This window comes from Streptomyces sp. NPDC014991, assembly GCF_043080665.1.
Taxonomy (GTDB): domain Bacteria; phylum Actinomycetota; class Actinomycetes; order Streptomycetales; family Streptomycetaceae; genus Streptomyces.
Window position 1 is genome coordinate 46,394 of record NZ_JBIBVY010000027.1, and the last position, 16,079, is coordinate 62,472.

11 protein-coding genes, 1 pseudogene and 1 riboswitch are annotated in these 16,079 nt (G+C 74.6%); of the genes and pseudogenes, 10 read left to right on the forward strand and 2 right to left on the reverse strand.

The annotated features are described in order from the left end of the window. Positions 1-229: 229 nt before the first annotated feature. On the reverse strand, positions 230-1,357 hold the full coding sequence (locus tag ACF1BE_RS30865; protein WP_392202300.1) for an alpha/beta hydrolase: 1,128 nt from the start codon (positions 1,355-1,357) through the stop codon (positions 230-232). A gap of 436 nt (positions 1,358-1,793) precedes the next feature. Next, positions 1,794-2,480, reverse strand: coding sequence for a class II aldolase/adducin family protein (locus tag ACF1BE_RS30870; RefSeq protein ID WP_392202301.1), 687 nt, complete (start codon positions 2,478-2,480; stop codon positions 1,794-1,796). Between ACF1BE_RS30870 and ACF1BE_RS30875 the strand changes: the two are divergent. The 10 genes and pseudogenes from ACF1BE_RS30875 to cobI form a co-directional block, all read left to right on the forward strand. Further along, positions 2,445-3,146: pseudogene (locus tag ACF1BE_RS30875) on the forward strand (GH25 family lysozyme); the annotation flags it as partial. The gene ACF1BE_RS30870 and the pseudogene ACF1BE_RS30875 sit on opposite strands and share 36 nt — an antisense overlap. Before the next feature lie 149 nt (positions 3,147-3,295). Continuing rightward, positions 3,296-4,558 (forward strand): anion permease, encoded by a 1,263-nt coding sequence (locus ACF1BE_RS30880; RefSeq protein ID WP_392202302.1) that lies wholly within the window; start codon positions 3,296-3,298, stop codon positions 4,556-4,558. 35 nt (positions 4,559-4,593) lie between these two features. After that, positions 4,594-4,821, forward strand: a complete 228-nt coding sequence (locus tag ACF1BE_RS30885) for a hypothetical protein (protein WP_392202303.1) — start codon at positions 4,594-4,596, stop codon at positions 4,819-4,821. Between the two features lie 134 nt (positions 4,822-4,955). After that, a riboswitch (cobalamin riboswitch) is annotated at positions 4,956-5,098 on the forward strand. A 100-nt stretch (positions 5,099-5,198) separates the two neighbouring features. After that, complete coding sequence (locus ACF1BE_RS30890; RefSeq protein WP_392202304.1) at positions 5,199-6,143, forward strand: cobalamin biosynthesis protein; 945 nt, start codon at positions 5,199-5,201, stop codon at positions 6,141-6,143. Then, positions 6,140-7,648 (forward strand): cobyric acid synthase, encoded by a 1,509-nt coding sequence (locus ACF1BE_RS30895; protein WP_392202305.1) that lies wholly within the window; start codon positions 6,140-6,142, stop codon positions 7,646-7,648. The genes ACF1BE_RS30890 and ACF1BE_RS30895 overlap by 4 nt, the downstream gene beginning before the upstream one ends. Next, complete coding sequence (cobN, locus tag ACF1BE_RS30900; RefSeq protein WP_392202306.1) at positions 7,645-11,310, forward strand: cobaltochelatase subunit CobN; 3,666 nt, start codon at positions 7,645-7,647, stop codon at positions 11,308-11,310. The genes ACF1BE_RS30895 and cobN overlap by 4 nt, the downstream gene beginning before the upstream one ends. Next, positions 11,307-13,337 (forward strand): putative cobaltochelatase, encoded by a 2,031-nt coding sequence (locus ACF1BE_RS30905; protein WP_392202307.1) that lies wholly within the window; start codon positions 11,307-11,309, stop codon positions 13,335-13,337. Before cobN ends, ACF1BE_RS30905 begins: the two co-directional genes overlap by 4 nt. After that, positions 13,337-13,936, forward strand: a complete 600-nt coding sequence (gene cobO, locus ACF1BE_RS30910; RefSeq protein WP_392202308.1) for a cob(I)yrinic acid a,c-diamide adenosyltransferase — start codon at positions 13,337-13,339, stop codon at positions 13,934-13,936. The genes ACF1BE_RS30905 and cobO overlap by 1 nt, the downstream gene beginning before the upstream one ends. Continuing rightward, on the forward strand, positions 13,933-15,345 hold the full coding sequence (locus ACF1BE_RS30915) for a cobyrinate a,c-diamide synthase (RefSeq protein WP_392202309.1): 1,413 nt from the start codon (positions 13,933-13,935) through the stop codon (positions 15,343-15,345). The genes cobO and ACF1BE_RS30915 overlap by 4 nt, the downstream gene beginning before the upstream one ends. Continuing rightward, entirely contained in the window at positions 15,342-16,073 is a 732-nt protein-coding gene (cobI, locus tag ACF1BE_RS30920) for a precorrin-2 C(20)-methyltransferase (protein ID WP_392202310.1), read from the forward strand. Before ACF1BE_RS30915 ends, cobI begins: the two co-directional genes overlap by 4 nt. Positions 16,074-16,079 lie beyond the last annotated feature (6 nt).

Sequence of the window (16,079 nt, forward strand, 5' to 3'; positions counted from 1 at the left end):
CAGGGGTCGTGGTCGGACGAGGCGGAGCCTGGAGTCGCGCGGGATACGGGACGTCACGGGTGCAGTCTTCCGGTTGATGGTCCGAAAACCCAAACGGAATGTCACGGGGGGCGACGGGGGTGGCCAACGCACGGGGTGACAGGGCGCTCGGGAGGACGTGTTCCGGCCAGTCGTACGGCCACAAGCGGAACGGTTCGGGCCGGGGCAGGCCGCGCCCCGGCACCGGGGGTCACATCAGCGGGGTCAGGAACCGGCGCAGTTGTTCCTCGTACTCTCCGGGGTCCGCGTTCCACATCGCCGCGTGCGGGGCCCCCGGCACGGTGTGCAGGGCGACGAGGTCGGCGCGGCGCCGGGCGAGCCGGCGGGAGAACTGCCAGGGGGCGACCTGGTCGTCCGGGCCGTGGATGAGCAGGGTGGGGACACGGAGCAGGGCCGGTCCGGTGTCCTCGGTGACGCGGCCGGTGTGCAGCCCGGCACGGCCCTGCGCGGCCCGGACCGCGAGCGGCAGCAGCGGCCGGGGCGTGTGGCGGGCCGTGGCCAGGGCGCGCAGTGTGGCCTGCCAGCTGAGCACCGGCGAGTCGAGGACGAGTCCGGCGATGCGCTCGCGGACGGTGGAGTGCCCGGCGGCGTGCAGGGCCATGGTGGCGCCGGTGGACCAGCCGAGCAGGACGACCCGGCGGGCGCCGCGGCCGACGGCGTAGCGGATCGCCGCGTCGACGTCGCGCCACTCGGTCTCGCCCAGGTGGTTCAGCCCGTCCGGCGGGCGTGGGGCGCCGAGGTCGCCGCGGTAGGCGAGGGCGAGGACCGGCAGGCTGCGGCCCTGCAGGAAGCCCATGACGTTCAGGGCCTGCTCGCGGGTGGTGCCGAGGCCGTGCACGGCGATCACCCAGGTGTCCCGGTGGCCGGGCAGGAACCAGGCGGGCAGCGGGCCGAGTTCGCCGGGCAGGTCGACGTCGGTGTGGTCGAGACCGAGGGCGGTGCCCGGGTTGCCGACGTACAGGTTGGGGGTGAGCCACACCGCGTCGCCGGGGGCGAAGGTGCCGTGGGTGACGCGTTCCAGGCGGCGTACGACGGTGTCGGCGGTGTGCCGGGGCGCCTCCAGGACGGGGCCGACGACCGCGTGGCTGCCGTTGCCGGCGAGGCCGTAGGTGCCGGGGCGCAGGGTGGCCAGGTCGCGGGTCAGCGTGATCCGGCCGGCGTCCGTGCCGTGCACGGTGAGACGGGGCTCGGTGGGCAGGGGGCGGCCCGCCGGCGCCTTCAGCGCGGCGTCGCTGGCGAGCCGTCCGGCGGCCACGGAGGCCAGGCCGGCGGCGACGGCGGCGGTGAGGGCGGTGGCGGTCGCTCTGACGGTGCGCACGGGTCCAGTGTCGGGGCGGTGTGCGCCACCGGCCAGCGGAGCGGTGGGCGGGGGTGAGGTCCGGGGCGGTGCGACCCGGGGTGCGTTCCGGGGTGTTGCGACCCGGCCCGCCGCCGGCCCCGTACGCCGTGGCCGAGCACCGCCGTGGCGGATGAAGGGGAGCCGGTCTCCCGACGCGCGGCGGAACCAGGGCAACCGGCCCGCGGAGCCGCGCCGGGGCCGAGGCGGCCGAGCCGACCGCAGCCGGCCCCCGGAACCGCGCCGGAACCAGGGCGGCCGGGCCGGTCGCGACCGGCCTGCCGCGGCGCGGCGGAACCGGAGGGCCCGGCTCTTGAAGCCGCGGCGGAGCCGGAGAAGGCGGGACGGGGGCGTGCCGACGGTCGGGGTGCGGGGGGTCCTGTCCGGTGGGCGTGGTGCGGAGCTGGGTGGCAAGGGGTCACCTCCGTTGGCCGTACCCCTTCAAGCGTTCCCCGGCTTCGGCCAGTTGTGCCTCCGACAGCAGGGAAGGTGTCAGGCCCGGCACGGAGGACGCCGTGAGCCACAGGCGGCACATCCACTCCAGCTGGGCGGTGCGGTCGTAGGCCTGGTCGAGGGTGGCGCCGTACGTGATCGTGCCGTGGTTGCGGAGCAGGCAGCCGGAGCGGCCGTCGAGGGCGCGGAGCATGTGCTCGGCCAGCTCGTCGGTGCCGTAGGTGGCGTAGGGGGCGACCCGGACGGGGCCGCCGAGGGCGCCGGCCATGTAGTGGATCAGCGGGAGCGCGGGCACGAGCGTGGAGACGGCGGTGGCGTGCACGGCGTGGGTGTGGACGACGGCCCGGGCGTCGGTGGTGCGGTAGACGGCGAGGTGCATGGGCAGTTCGCTGGTCGGTGCCAGGCTGCCCAGCACCTGGCGGCCGGTGAGGTCGACGCCGGTGATGTCGCCGGGGGTGAGCCGGTCGTAGGGGACGCCCGTCGGGGTGACCAGCACGAGGTCCCCGAGACGCGCGGAGACGTTGCCGGAGGTGCCGACCACGAGTCCGTCGGCGACGGTCCGGCGTGCCGTCGCGACCAGTTCCGTCCACAGGCGTGTCTCTTCCGGCCGGGTGTCTTGCGCGTCCGCCGGGTTCCGCCGCAGTTCAGCCATGCGGCGATCCTGCCAGCCGGCCCGCTGCCCCGGGGGCGGCCGGCCAGTTCTCGTCGCGAGCCGTGCCGGGAGGAGCCCAAGCGGGTCGCCCGGCCGGCCGCCCGGGCGAGGGGCGCGGTTCGTGTACGTCAAGGCGGCCGAGTCCACGGCGTACCGCGATCCCTGCTTCTCCCGGCAGTACACCGGTGCGCGCACGGCGGGCCTGGTCCGGGGCGCGTACCACTTCGCCCTGCCGGACCGCTGCTCCGGCGCCCGGCAGGCCGCGTACTTCGTGCACCACGGCGGCGGGCGGACGGCTGGACGCTGCCGCCGGCGCTGGACATCGAGTACAACCCGTACAGCACCCGGCACAGGTGCTACGGCCTGGGCAAGGCGCGGACGGTCGGCTGGATCCGGTCGTTCAGCGACCAGGTCAGGCGACGGACCGGCCGCCGTCCGGTGATCCACACCACGAACCCGTGGTGGAAGCTGTGCACCGGCGACAGCCGCGCCTTCTCCGCCTCGCACCCGTCGTGGATCGCCCGGCACGGCACCGCACGGCCGGGTGCGCTGCCGGGCGGCCGGCGGTGCTGGACGTTCTGGCAGTACGGCATCGGGGGCGCGCTGCCGGGTGACCAGAATCTCTTCGACGGCTCCCTGAGCCGGCTGCGGACGTCGGCACGCGGCCGGCAGCCAAGGGGCGTCTGGGGCGGCCGGGCCGAGCGGCACACCGAACCCGTCCGACAGTCACTCTCATGCCGGTCCCAGTTCATCTTCCGTTCACCCAGGTTGCTTACGTTCGACCCGCCAATGACCTCGAACGATTGCCTGGGTAAATGGAAAGCTTCTCGCTGATCCTCGCGATAGTGGTGGTAACCGCTCTCGCGTTCGATTTCACGAACGGTTTCCACGACACCGCCAACGCGATGGCCACCACCATCTCCACAGGCGCCCTGAAGCCCAAGATCGCGGTGGCCCTGTCCGCCGCACTCAATCTTGTGGGCGCCTTCCTCTCCGTGGAGGTCGCGAACACGATCTCCAAGGGGCTCGTCGACGAGGGCGGCATCCGTCCCGAGGTCATCTTCGCCGCCCTGGTCGGCGCGATCCTCTGGAACCTGCTGACCTGGCTGGTGGGCCTGCCCTCCAGCTCCTCGCACGCCCTGATGGGCGGCCTCGTCGGCGCCACCGTCGCCTCCGCCGGCTTCGGTGCCGTCCACGGTGACGTCCTGGTCACCAAGGTGCTGCTCCCGGCGGTCGCCGCGCCGATCGTGGCGGGCCTCGCCTCGCTGCTGGCCACCCGGCTCTCCTACGGCATCGGCGGCATCGCCGACGGCGAGGCCACCCGCAAGGGCTACCGCGCCGGCCAGATCGCCTCCGCCGGCCTGGTCTCCCTGGCCCACGGCACCAACGACGCCCAGAAGACGATGGGCATCATCACCCTCGCCCTCGTCGCGGGCGGCTCCATCGCCCCCGGCTCCAACCCTCCCACCTGGGTGATCCTCTCCGCCGGCCTGGCCATCGCGCTCGGCACCTACATCGGCGGCTGGCGCATCATCCGCACCATGGGCAAGGGCCTGACCGACCTGGAGCCGCGCCAGGGCTTCGCCGCCCAGACCAGCGCCGCGACCGCCATCCTGGCCTCCGCCCACCTCGGTTTCTCCCTCTCCACCACCCACGTCGTCTCCGGCTCGGTGATGGGCGCGGGCCTCGGCCGCAAGGGCGGTGTGGTCCGCTGGTCCACCGCGACCCGCATGTTCGTCGCCTGGGCGCTCACCCTCCCGGCCGCCGCGCTGGTCGGCGCGGGTGCCGAGTCCGTCACCGACCTCGGTGACTGGGGCACCGCCGCCGTCGCCGTCTTCCTCGTCGCCTCCAGCGCCGCGATCTGGAAGTTCTCCCGCCGCGAGGTCGTGGACCACACGAACGTGGTGCACGAGACCGGCGAGCCGGCCGGTGTGGTCACCACCGCCATCGCCGCCGTCACCCCGCCCCCGGCCGGCCCGGTCGCCATCGACCTGGACCTCACCTTCCCGCGGCAGGCCACCAGCCCGGCCCCGGCCGCCGAGCCCGCTCCCCCGGCAGCCCCGGCCGCCACCGTCTGAGCCCGGTCACCCCGGTTACCGAAGGAAGCATCCCCATGAAGATCGACTGGGCGGCCCTCGGCTCCGTCTTCGGAGTGAGCCTCGTGGCCACCGTGGGCCTGGTGACCCTGTTCACCATCGGCATCGCGGGCCTGAACCGGCGCGAGAAGGCCGTTGCGCAGGGCGGCACCGCCGGCCTCGCCGTCACCGGCGCCTACCTCTGCTTCGCGGCCTGCGCGGCTGCGGTGGCGTACGGCATCCACCTGGTCGTGGCCAAGGCCTGACCCGGACTCCCTCACAGGCTCCCCCGCACCGGTCGTGCGGGGGAGCCTCCGTCATGTCCCCGCCCGGCCCGCACATCCCGCGAGGTGTGGGGATCGGCACACTCTCCCCACGCAGGTCAACGGCAAGTTGACGGCCCTTCCGGGTGCGTGGTGGACTGCCCAGGCCATCTACGGCGGCAGAAGAGGAAGCCGGTGCGAATCCGGCGCGGTCCCGCCACTGTCACCGGGGAGCGATCCCCGGGAGCCAGGAACTCTCGCCGCCGATTCACGTCGAACCAGGGCGCGGACACCCTGAGTGAGGACCTACAGCGACATGCTCGGCTGCCCAGCGAGGACCCGTACCCGGACCGCTCCCCTCCCCACGGCCGGCTGAGCCGATGGGTGCCGATCGCACATACGCGTACGGCGCCGCCGCCGGCCTCCTCGGTGACCTGCTCCTCGGCGATCCGCGCCGCGGGCATCCGGTCGCCGCGTTCGGCCGGGCGGCCGGAGCCGTGGAACGCGCCCTGTGGCACGACCACCGCGGCTGGGGTGCCCTGCACACCGTCGTGTGCGCCGGCGGCGCCGTCGCGCTGGGCGCGTCGGCCGCACGCGCCGCACGCCCCCGTCCCGCCGTCTCCGCCGCGCTGACCGCCGCCGCCACCTGGGCCGTCGTCGGCGGCACCTCGCTCGCCCGCGAGGCGCGCACCGTCGGGCGCGCGCTGGAGGCCGGGGACGTCGACGCCGCCCGGGCCCGGCTGCCCCACCTGTGCGGCCGGGACCCGCAGGCGCTCGACGCCGACGGCATCGCCCGGGCCGTGGTCGAGTCGGTCGCCGAGAACACCTCCGACGCCGTGGTCGGCGCCCTCGTCTGGGGCGCCGTGGCCGGCGTCCCGGGGCTGCTCGGATTCCGGGCGGTCAACACCCTGGACGCGATGGTGGGCCACAGGTCGCCCCGCCACCGGCGCTACGGCTGGGCCTCCGCCCGCCTCGACGACGTCGCCGGCTGGCCCGGGGCCCGGCTCACCGCCGTACTCGCCACCCTCGCCGGACCCGATCCGCGCGGTGCCGCGCGGGCCTGGCGGGCCGACGCCTCCCGGCATCCGAGCCCCAACGCCGGTCCCGTGGAGGCCGCGTTCGCGGGCGCCCTCGGCGTACGGCTGGGCGGAACGCTCTCCTACGGCGGCCGGGTGGAACACCGGCCCGTGCTCAACGGCGGCACCGGACGACCGGTCCGGGTCACCGACATCGACCGGGCCGTACGGCTCTCCCGCCGCGTCGGCCTGCTCGCGCTCGGCACCACGCTCGCCGCGCGCGGCCTGATGAAGGGACGTGGGAAGTGAACGGGGGTCTCCTCGTCGCCGGCACCACCTCCGACGCCGGCAAGAGCGTCGTGACGGCCGGGATCTGCCGCTGGCTGGTCCGCCAGGGCGTGAAGGTGGCGCCGTTCAAGGCGCAGAACATGTCGCTGAACTCGTTCGTCACCCTCGAGGGCGCGGAGATCGGGCGGGCGCAGGCCATGCAGGCGCAGGCCTGCCGGGTCGAGCCCACCGCGCTCATGAACCCCGTACTGCTCAAGCCGGGTGGCGAGCAGAGCAGCCAGGTGGTGCTGCTCGGCAAGCCCGTCGGGGAGCTGAGCGCGCGCGGCTACCACGGGGGGCGCCAGCAGCGGCTGCTCGGCACGGTGCTGGACTGCCTGGCCGAGTTGCGGGGCACGTATGACGCGGTGATCTGTGAGGGGGCGGGCAGTCCGGCCGAGATCAACCTGCGGCGGACGGACATCGTCAACATGGGCATCGCCCGTGACGCGCGGCTGCCCGTGCTGGTGGTGGGGGACATCGACCGCGGGGGCGTCTTCGCGTCCTTCTTCGGCACCGTCGCCCTGCTCTCCCCCGAGGACCAGGAACTGGTCGCCGGGTTCCTCGTCAACAAGTTCCGCGGCGACGTGTCGCTGCTGGAACCGGGCCTGGACATGCTGCACGGGCTCACCGGACGGCGGACGTACGGCGTCCTGCCCTTCCGGCACGGCCTCGGCATCGACGAGGAGGACGGGCTGAGAGTGTCCCTGCGGGGCACCGTCCGCGAGTCCTCCGTGACGCCCCCGGTCGGCGCGGACGTGCTGCGGGTCGCCGTCTGCGCGGTCCCGCTGATGTCCAACTTCACCGACGTGGACGCCCTCGCCGCCGAACCGGGCGTCGTCGTGCGCTTCGTGGACCGCCCGGAGGAGCTGGCCGACGCCGACCTCGTGGTGGTCCCGGGCACGCGCGGAACCGTACGGGCGCTCCAGTGGCTGCGGGAACGCGGACTGGCGGACGCGCTCGTACGGCGGGCCGCCGAGGAGCGCCCCGTGCTCGGCATCTGCGGCGGCTTCCAGATGCTCGGCGAGCACATCGAGGACGAGGTCGAGTCCCGCGCCGGACACGTCCCCGGGCTCGGCCTGCTCCCCGTCCGGGTCCGCTTCGCCCCCGAGAAGACCCTCACCCGGCCCGTCGGGCAGGCCCTCGGCGAACGGGTCGAGGGGTACGAGATCCATCACGGGGTCGCCGAGGTCACCGGCGGGGAGGCCTTCCTGGACGGCTGCCGCGTCGGCCCGACCTGGGGCACCCACTGGCACGGCTCGCTGGAGTCGGACGGCTTCCGGCGGGCCTTCCTGCGCGAGGTGGCCGCCGCCGCGGGCCGCCGCTTCGTACCCGCGCCGGACACCTCTTTCGCCGCGCTGCGCGAGGAGCAGCTCGACCGGCTCGGCGACCTGATCGAACAGCACGCTGACACGGACGCGCTCTGGCGGCTCATCGAGTCGGGCGCGCCGCAAGGACTGCCTTTCATTCCACCGGGAGCGCCCGCATGAGCACAGTGTTGTTGTTGTCGACCGCCGACACGGACCTGCTGGCGGCCCGGGCCTGTGGCGCCGGTTACCGCATCGGCAACCCGACCCGCGTCGACGTCGCCGGGGAACTGCCGGCCCTGGTCGAGGGCGCGGACATCGTCGTCGTACGGCTGCTGGGCGGCAAGCGCGCCTGGGAGGACGGGCTGGCGGTGCTGCGGGCGTCCGGGATCCCGACCGTGCTGCTGGGCGGCGAGGCCGTCCCGGACGCCGAGCTGATGGCCGAGTCGTCCGTGCCGGCCGGTGTGGTCGCCGAGGCGCTGAAGTACCTGGTCGAGGGCGGGCCCGAGAACCTGCTGGAGCTGTCCAGGTTCCTGTCGGACACCGTGCTGCTGACCGGTGAGGGCTTCGAGGAGCCGCGCGGCATGCCGGAGTACGGCGTGCACGGCGACCGCCCGGTCGTGGCCGGCCGCCCGACCGTGGGCGTCCTCTTCTACCGGGCGCACGAACTGAGCGGCAACACCGCCTTCGTGGACACGCTGTGCGACGCGATCGAGGCACGGGGCGCCAACGCCCTTCCCGTGTACTGCGGTTCGCTGCGCGGCGCGGACGCCGGGCTGTACCGGCTGCTGGAGCGGGCCGACGTGCTGGTGGCCACCGTCCTCGCGGCCGGCGGCACGCACGCCTCCCAGGCATCGGCGGGCGGCGACGAGGAGGCCTGGGACATCGGCGCCCTCGCCGACCTCGACGTGCCCGTCCTCCAGGGCCTGTGCCTCACCTCCTCGCGGGCCGCGTGGGAGGAGTCCGACGCGGCCCTGTCCCCCATGGACGCGGCGATGCAGGTCGCGATCCCGGAGTTCGACGGCCGCCTCGTCACCGTCCCGTTCTCCTTCAAGGAGCAGGGTCCCGACGACGTGCCGGTGTACGTCGCCGACCCCGAGCGGGCCTCGCGGGTCGCCGGGATCGCCCTGCGGCACGCCCGGCTGAAGCACAAGCCGAACGCCGAGAAGAAGATCGCCCTGGTCTTCACCGCGTACCCGACCAAGCACTCCCGGGTCGGCAACGCGGTGGGCCTGGACACGCCCGCGTCCGCGGTGCGGGTGCTGGACGCGCTGCGGGACGCCGGCTACTCCCTGACCGAGTACCCCGCCGGCGGTGACGAGCTGATCCACCGGCTGATCGAGGCCGGTGGCCACGACGTGGAGTGGCTGACGGAGGAACAGCTGGCCGCCGCGCCCGCCCGGGTGCCGCTGGCCGACTACCGGGCGTGGTTCGAGAAGCTGGACCCCGGGCTGCGGGACGCGATGACCGAGGCGTGGGGCGAGCCGCCGGGCGGCCTGTACGTGGACGGTGACGACATCGTGCTGGCGTCGCTCCGGTTCGGGAACGTCGTCGTGATGATCCAGCCGCCGCGCGGCTTCGGCGAGAACCCGATCGCGATCTACCACGACCCCGACATGCCGCCCTCCCACCACTACATGGCGGCCTACCGGTGGCTGGAGGCCCCGGCGTCGGAGGGAGGCTTCGGCGCCGACGCGGTCGTGCACATGGGCAAGCACGGCACGATGGAGTGGCTGCCGGGCAAGGGCCTCGGGCTCAGCGCCGGCTGCGCGCCGGACGCGGTGCTCGGTGACCTGCCGCTGATCTACCCGTTCATCGTGAACGACCCCGGCGAGGGCACCCAGGCCAAGCGGCGCGGGCACGCCACGGTCGTCGACCACCTGGTCCCGCCGATGGCCCGCGCCGACACGTACGGCGACCTGGCCAAGCTGGAGCAGCTGCTCGACGAGTACGCCCTCGTCTCCGACCTCGATCCGGCGAAGGCCCCGGCCGTCCGCGCCCAGATCTGGACCCTGGTCAAGGCGGCGGAGCTGCACCACGACCTGCACGTGGACGAGCAGCCGGACGACACCGCGTTCGACGAGTTCGTCATGCACATCGACGGCTATCTGTGCGAGATCAAGGACGTGCAGATCCGGGACGGACTGCACATCCTCGGCGGCGGACCGGTCGGCGAACCCCGGGTGAACCTCGTCCTCGCCGTGCTGCGCGCCTCGCAGGTGTGGGGCGGGCAGGCCAACGCGATCCCCGGCCTGCGGGCCTCACTCGCGGCTCGTTTCGGGCTGGACGAGAAGGAGTTGCTGGCCGAACCGGGCGCCCCGGTGAAGGTGCCGGCCGAGCTGACCGACCTGGCCGACGGCCCGGCCCGCAGCGCCGCCGACACGATCGACCTGCTGGAGCAGCTGTGCCGGCGGCTGGCGGAGGGCATGGAGGCGCGCGGCTGGGCCGCAGCCGAGTGCGCCCCCCTGGTCCGCGAGGTGCTGGGCGGTGAACTCCCCGCCGCCGTGACGGTGCTGGAGTTCGCCTGCACGGAGGTCGTACCGCGTCTCGCCCGCACGACCGACGAGATCGGGCACATCCTGCGGGCCCTGGACGGCGGTTACGTCCCGGCGGGCCCCTCGGGCTCCCCGACCCGCGGCCTGGTGAACGTGCTGCCGACCGGCCGCAACTTCTACTCGGTCGACCCCAAGGCCATCCCCTCCCGGCTCAGCTGGGAGGTCGGCCAGTCGCTGGCGGACTCGCTGGTGCAGCGCTACCTCCAGGACACCGGCGCCTACCCGAAGTCCGTGGGCCTCACCGTGTGGGGCACCTCGGCGATGCGCACCCAGGGCGACGACATCGCCGAGATCCTGGCGCTGCTGGGCTGCCGCCCGGTGTGGGACGACGCCTCGCGCCGCGTGACCGGCTTCGAGGTGATCCCGCCGGCGGAGCTGGGGCGCCCGCGCATCGACGTCACCGTCCGCATCTCCGGCTTCTTCCGGGACGCGTTCCCGCACGTCGTCGGGCTGATCGACGACGCGGTGCGGACGGTGGCCGAGCTGGACGAGCCGGCCGAGTCGAACTACGTGCGGGCGCACGTGGACGAGGACACCGCCGGGCACGGCGACCGGCGGCGGGCGACGGCCCGGATCTTCGGCTCGAAGCCGGGGGCCTACGGTGCCGGCCTGCTGCCGCTGATCGACGCGCGCAACTGGCGCTCGGACGCCGACCTCGCCGAGGTGTACGCGGTGTGGGGCGGTTACGCCTACGGGCGCGGGCTCGACGGGCGGGCGGCGCGCGGGGACATGGAGACCGCCTTCCGGCGGATCGCCGTCGCGGCGAAGAACGTCGACACCCGCGAGCACGACCTGGTCGACGCCGACGACTACTTCCAGTACCACGGCGGCATGGTCGCCATGGTCCGGCACCTGACGGGCGCCAACCCCGAGGCGTACGTGGGTGACAGCGCCGTCCCGGACCAGGTGAGGACCCGCACGCTGGGCGAGGAGACCCACCGTGTCTTCCGCGCGCGGGTCGTCAACCCGCGCTGGATGGCGGCCATGCGGCGGCACGGCTACAAGGGCGCGTTCGAGATGGCGGCGACCGTGGACTACCTGTTCGGGTACGACGCGACGGCCGGCGTGGTCGACGACTGGATGTACGAGAAGCTGAGCGCCGAGTACGTCTTCGACCCGGAGAACCGGGACTTCATGAAGAAGTCCAACCCGTGGGCGCTGCGCGGCATCACCGAGCGGCTGCTGGAGGCGGCGGACCGCGGCCTGTGGGCGGAGCCGGACGCGGACACGCTGGAGCGGCTGCGCGCCACCTATCTGGAGCTGGAAGGCGACTTGGAGGGCGACCAGTGACCGACCCGTTCCCTTTCACGGCCGTTGTCGGCCAGGACGACCTGCGGCTCGCGCTGCTGCTGAACGCCGTCTCGCCGGCGGTCGGCGGTGTGCTGGTGCGCGGCGAGAAGGGCACCGCGAAGTCCACGGCGGTGCGGGCGCTGTCGGCGCTGCTGCCGGAGGTGGCCGTGGTGCCCGGGTGCCGGTTCTCCTGCGATCCGGCGGCGCCGGACCCGTCGTGCCCGGACGGGCCGCACGAGACCGGCCCCGGCACCGAGCGTCCCGCGCGGATGGTGGAACTCCCCGTCGGTGCCTCCGAGGACCGGCTCGTCGGCGCCCTGGACATCGAGCGGGCCCTCGCGGAGGGGGTCAAGGCGTTCGAGCCGGGCCTGCTGGCCGACGCGCACCGCGGAATCCTGTACGTCGACGAGGTCAACCTGCTGCACGACCACCTGGTCGACCTGCTGCTGGACGCGGCGGCGATGGGCGCCTCCTACGTGGAGCGCGAGGGTGTGTCGGTGCGGCACGCGGCCCGCTTCCTCCTCGTCGGCACCATGAACCCCGAGGAGGGCGAGCTGCGGCCGCAGTTGCTGGACCGGTTCGGGCTGACCGTGGAGGTCGCCGCCTCCCGGGAGCCGGAGCAGCGCGTGGAGGTCGTGCGGCGCCGGCTGGCGTACGACGACGATCCCGCGGGTTTCGCCGCGCGCTGGGCCGGCGAGGAGGCCGCCGTACGGCAGCGGGTCGTCGCGGCGCGGGAGCTGCTGCCGCAGGTGCGGCTCGGTGACGGGGCGCTGCGGCAGATCGCGGCGACCTGCGCGGCCTTCGAGGTGGACGGCATGCGTGCCGACATCGTGATGGCCCGGACGGCGACCGCGCTGGCCGCGTGGGCCGGGCGTACCGACGTGCTCGCCGAGGACGTGCGGCAGGCGGCGCTGCTCGCCCTGCCGCACCGGCGCCGGCGCAACCCGTTCGACGCGCCGGGCCTCGACGAGGACAAGCTGGACGAGACGCTGGAGCAGTCCGCGGGGAACGACGGGGACGGCGGAGACGGGAACGACGGGGACGGCGGAGACGATCCCGGTCCCGGCGGCCCCGGCGGGGGCGGCGGGCAGCCGGAACCGGACGCCGGTCCCCACGACGGGGACACCGCCGCACGGCCGGAGGCCGCGGACGGCGGGGAGCCGCAGCCGTCCGGTGCCGGCCCGGGCGAGCAGTCCCCGGCGCGTGCCGCGGAACCCTTCAAAGCCAGGGTGCTGAGCGTGCCCGGGATCGGTGAGGGCGCCGCCGGGCGGCGGTCGCGGGCACGGACCGAGCACGGCCGGACCACGGGGTCCCGCCGGCCGCGGGGCACGCTGACCAAGCTGCACCTGGCCGCGACCGTGCAGGCCGCCGCCCCGCATCAGCGGGCGCGCGGCCGGTCGGGACCGGGCCTGGTGATCCGCCGGGACGACCTGCGGCAGGCGGCCCGCGAGGGACGCGAGGGGAACCTCGTGCTGTTCGTGGTGGACGCCTCGGGGTCGATGGCGGCACGGCAGCGGATGAGCGCCGTCAAGGGTGCCGTCCTGTCGCTGCTCCTCGACGCCTACCAGCGGCGGGACAAGGTGGGCCTGGTGACCTTCCGGGGCTCCGGGGCGGAGGTGGCGCTGCCGCCGACGTCGTCCGTCGACGCCGCCGCGGTGCGGCTGGAGTCGCTGCCGACCGGTGGCCGTACGCCGCTCGCCGCCGGGCTGCTGAGGGCGCACGAGGTGCTGCGGGTGGAGCGGCTGCGGGACGCCGCGCGGCGGGCGCTGGTCGTGGTGGTGACCGACGGACGGGCGACGGGCGGGACCGAGCCGGTGGCCCTCGCGGAGCGGGCGGCCCGGCTGTTCGCGGCCGACGGGATCGCGTCGGTGGTCGTGGACTGCGAGTCGGGGCCGGTGCGGCTGGGGCTCGCCGGTCGGCTGGCCGGGGAGCTGGGCGGTACGGCGGTGACGCTGGAGGAGCTGCGGGCCGACTCGATCGCCGGGCTGGTCAGGGATGTGCAGGGAACGTCGAGGAGGGCCGCGTAATGCCGCAGGGACAGCCGAGTGTCGTACCGGACGACGGTCTGACGACCCGTCAGCGCAGGAACCGTCCGCTGGTCGTCGTGCACACGGGCGTCGGCAAGGGCAAGTCCACCGCCGCGTTCGGGCTGGCGCTGCGCGCCTGGAACCAGGGGTGGCCCATCGGGGTGTTCCAGTTCGTCAAGTCGGCGAAGTGGAAGGTCGGCGAGGAGAACGCGCTGCGCGTGCTCGGCGCCTCCGGTGAGGGCGGGACCGTCGACTGGCACAAGATGGGCGAGGGCTGGTCCTGGGTGCAGCGGGATGCCCAGATGGACAACGAGGAGAAGGCTCGCGAGGGCTGGGAGCAGGTCAAGCGGGACCTGGCGGCCGAGACGTACCGGCTGTACGTGCTGGACGAGTTCGCGTACCCGATGCACTGGGGCTGGGTCGACACGGACGAGGTCGTGGAGGTCCTGCGCGCCCGTCCGGGGACCCAGCACGTCGTGATCACGGGGCGCAACGCGCCGGAGAAGCTGGTGGACCTCGCCGACCTCGTCACCGACATGTCCAAGGTCAAGCACCCCATGGACACCGGCCAGAAGGGCCAGAGGGGCATCGAGTGGTGAGTCCGCCGGTGCCCCGGCTGGTCGTCGCCGCGCCCTCCTCGGGCAGCGGCAAGACCACCGTCGCCACGGGGCTGATGGCCGCGTTCGCCGCGCGGGGCCTCGCCGTGTCCCCGCACAAGGTCGGACCGGACTACATCGACCCCGGCTACCACGCGCTCGCCACCGGGCGGACGGGGCGCAACCTGGACGCGTACCTGTGCGGGCCGGAGCTGGTCGCTCCGCTGTTCCTGCACGGGGCGCGGGGGTGTGACCTCGCGGTCGTGGAGGGGGTGATGGGGCTGTACGACGGGGCCGCCGGGGAGGGGGAACTCGCCTCCACGGCCCAGGTCGCCAAGCTGCTGCGCGCGCCGGTCGTGCTCGTCGTGGACGCGTCGTCGCAGTCGCGGTCGGTGGCGGCACTGGTGCACGGGTTCGCGTCCTGGGACCCGCAGGTGCGGATCGGTGGCGTGATCCTGAACAAGGTGGGCTCCGACCGGCACGAGTCGCTCCTGCGGGAGGCGCTGGATGCGGCGGGGGTGCCGGTCCTCGGTGCGCTGCGGCGGGCGGCACAGGTGGAGACGCCGTCGCGGCACCTCGGGCTGGTGCCGGTGGCTGAGCGGGGCCCGGCCGCGGTCGAGGCCGTGGACGCCATGGCGGTGCAGGTGGCCCGGGGCTGCGACCTGGCCGCCCTGGAGGCGCTCGCACGCTCGGCGGGCCCCCTGCCGGGGGGCTCCGCCCCCTGGACCCCCGATCCCGCGCCCGGCCATCACCCGGCGCGGCCCGCTGAGGGGCCGGACCCCGGGGCGGCGCGGCCTGCCGGGGAACGAAGGCCCGTGGTCGCCGTCGCCGGGGGTTCCGCGTTCACCTTCTCCTACGCCGAGCACACCGAGCTGCTCACCGCCGCCGGGGCGGAGGTCGTCACCTTCGACCCGCTGCGGGACGAGGGGCTGCCCGAAGGTACCGCCGGGCTGGTCGTCGGGGGCGGGTTCCCCGAGGTGTACGCCGCCGAGCTGTCCGCCAACCAGCCGCTGCGGGCGGCCGTCGCGGACCTCGCGCGCTCCGGCGCGCCCGTGGCCGCCGAGTGCGCCGGGCTGCTCTATCTGTGCCGGGAGCTGGACGGGCGGCCGATGTGCGGGGTGCTGGACGCCACCGCGCGGATGAGTGAGCGGCTGACCCTCGGCTACCGGGACGCCGTGGCCGTCGGCGACAGTGTGCTGGCGGTGGCGGGGACGCGGATGCGGGGCCACGAGTTCCACCGCACCGTCGTCGAGCCGGGCGCCGGTGCCGCCCCCGCCTGGGGTGTGCGGACGCCGGCCCGGCGGGTCGAGGGATTCGTACAGCAGGGCGTGCACGCGAGTTATCTGCACACGCACTGGGCGTCCGAGCCCGGTGTCGCCCGTCGGTTCGTGGAGAGGTGCCGGACGTCATGAGCAGCAGGCTGGTCGGAGTCGGGGTGGGTCCCGGTGATCCGGAGCTGGTGACCGTCAAGGGGGTCAACGCCCTGCGCGCGGCCGAGATCGTCGTCGTACCGGTCATGGACAGCGGCGAGCGGGGGCGGGCGGAGGCGACCGTGCTGCACTACGTGCCCGGGGAGGCGGTCGTCCGGGTGGTGTTCGCACTGAACGAGCGGACCGACCGGGCGCGGCGGGAGGCGGCCTGGGACGCGGCCGGTGCCCGGGTCGCCGAGCTGCTGCGGCGGCACGGGTCGGTGGCGTTCGCGACCATCGGGGACCCGAACGTGTACTCGACGTTCACGTATCTCGCGCAGACCGTCGCGGAGCTGGTCCCGGGACTCGCCGTGGAGACCGTGCCCGGGATCACCGCCATGCAGGATCTCGCGGCGCGGTCCGGTGCCGTGCTGACGGAGGGCACCGAACCGCTCACCCTCGTACCGGTCACCGCCGGGTCCACCGTGCTGAAGGAGGCGCTGGCCGGGCCGGGAACGGTGGTGGCGTACAAGTTCGGGCGGCAGGCCGCCGAGGTCGCCGAGGCGCTGGCGGAGACCGGCCGCCTCGGGAACGCCGTGTGGGGGTCGGCGCTGGGGCTGCCGGAGGAGTCGGTGCGGCCGGCCGCCGAGCTGGACGGGGCACCGCTGCCGTACCTGTCGACGCTGATCGCGCCCCCGCGGCGGGACGGCGGCCGGGGCGGGAAGCTGTGACAGCGC

Coding starts and splice junctions, on each gene's coding strand:
- ACF1BE_RS30885 (WP_392202303.1), top strand. CDS start 4,594: ATGAAGATCGACTGGGCGGCCCTCGGCTCCGTCTTCGGAGTGAGCCTC.
- ACF1BE_RS30890 (WP_392202304.1), top strand. CDS start 5,199: ATGGGTGCCGATCGCACATACGCGTACGGCGCCGCCGCCGGCCTCCTC.
- cobO (WP_392202308.1), top strand. CDS start 13,337: ATGCCGCAGGGACAGCCGAGTGTCGTACCGGACGACGGTCTGACGACC.
- cobI (WP_392202310.1), top strand. CDS start 15,342: ATGAGCAGCAGGCTGGTCGGAGTCGGGGTGGGTCCCGGTGATCCGGAG.
- ACF1BE_RS30880 (WP_392202302.1), top strand. CDS start 3,296: ATGGAAAGCTTCTCGCTGATCCTCGCGATAGTGGTGGTAACCGCTCTC.
- cobN (WP_392202306.1), top strand. CDS start 7,645: ATGAGCACAGTGTTGTTGTTGTCGACCGCCGACACGGACCTGCTGGCG.
- ACF1BE_RS30870 (WP_392202301.1), bottom strand. CDS start 2,480: ATGGCTGAACTGCGGCGGAACCCGGCGGACGCGCAAGACACCCGGCCG.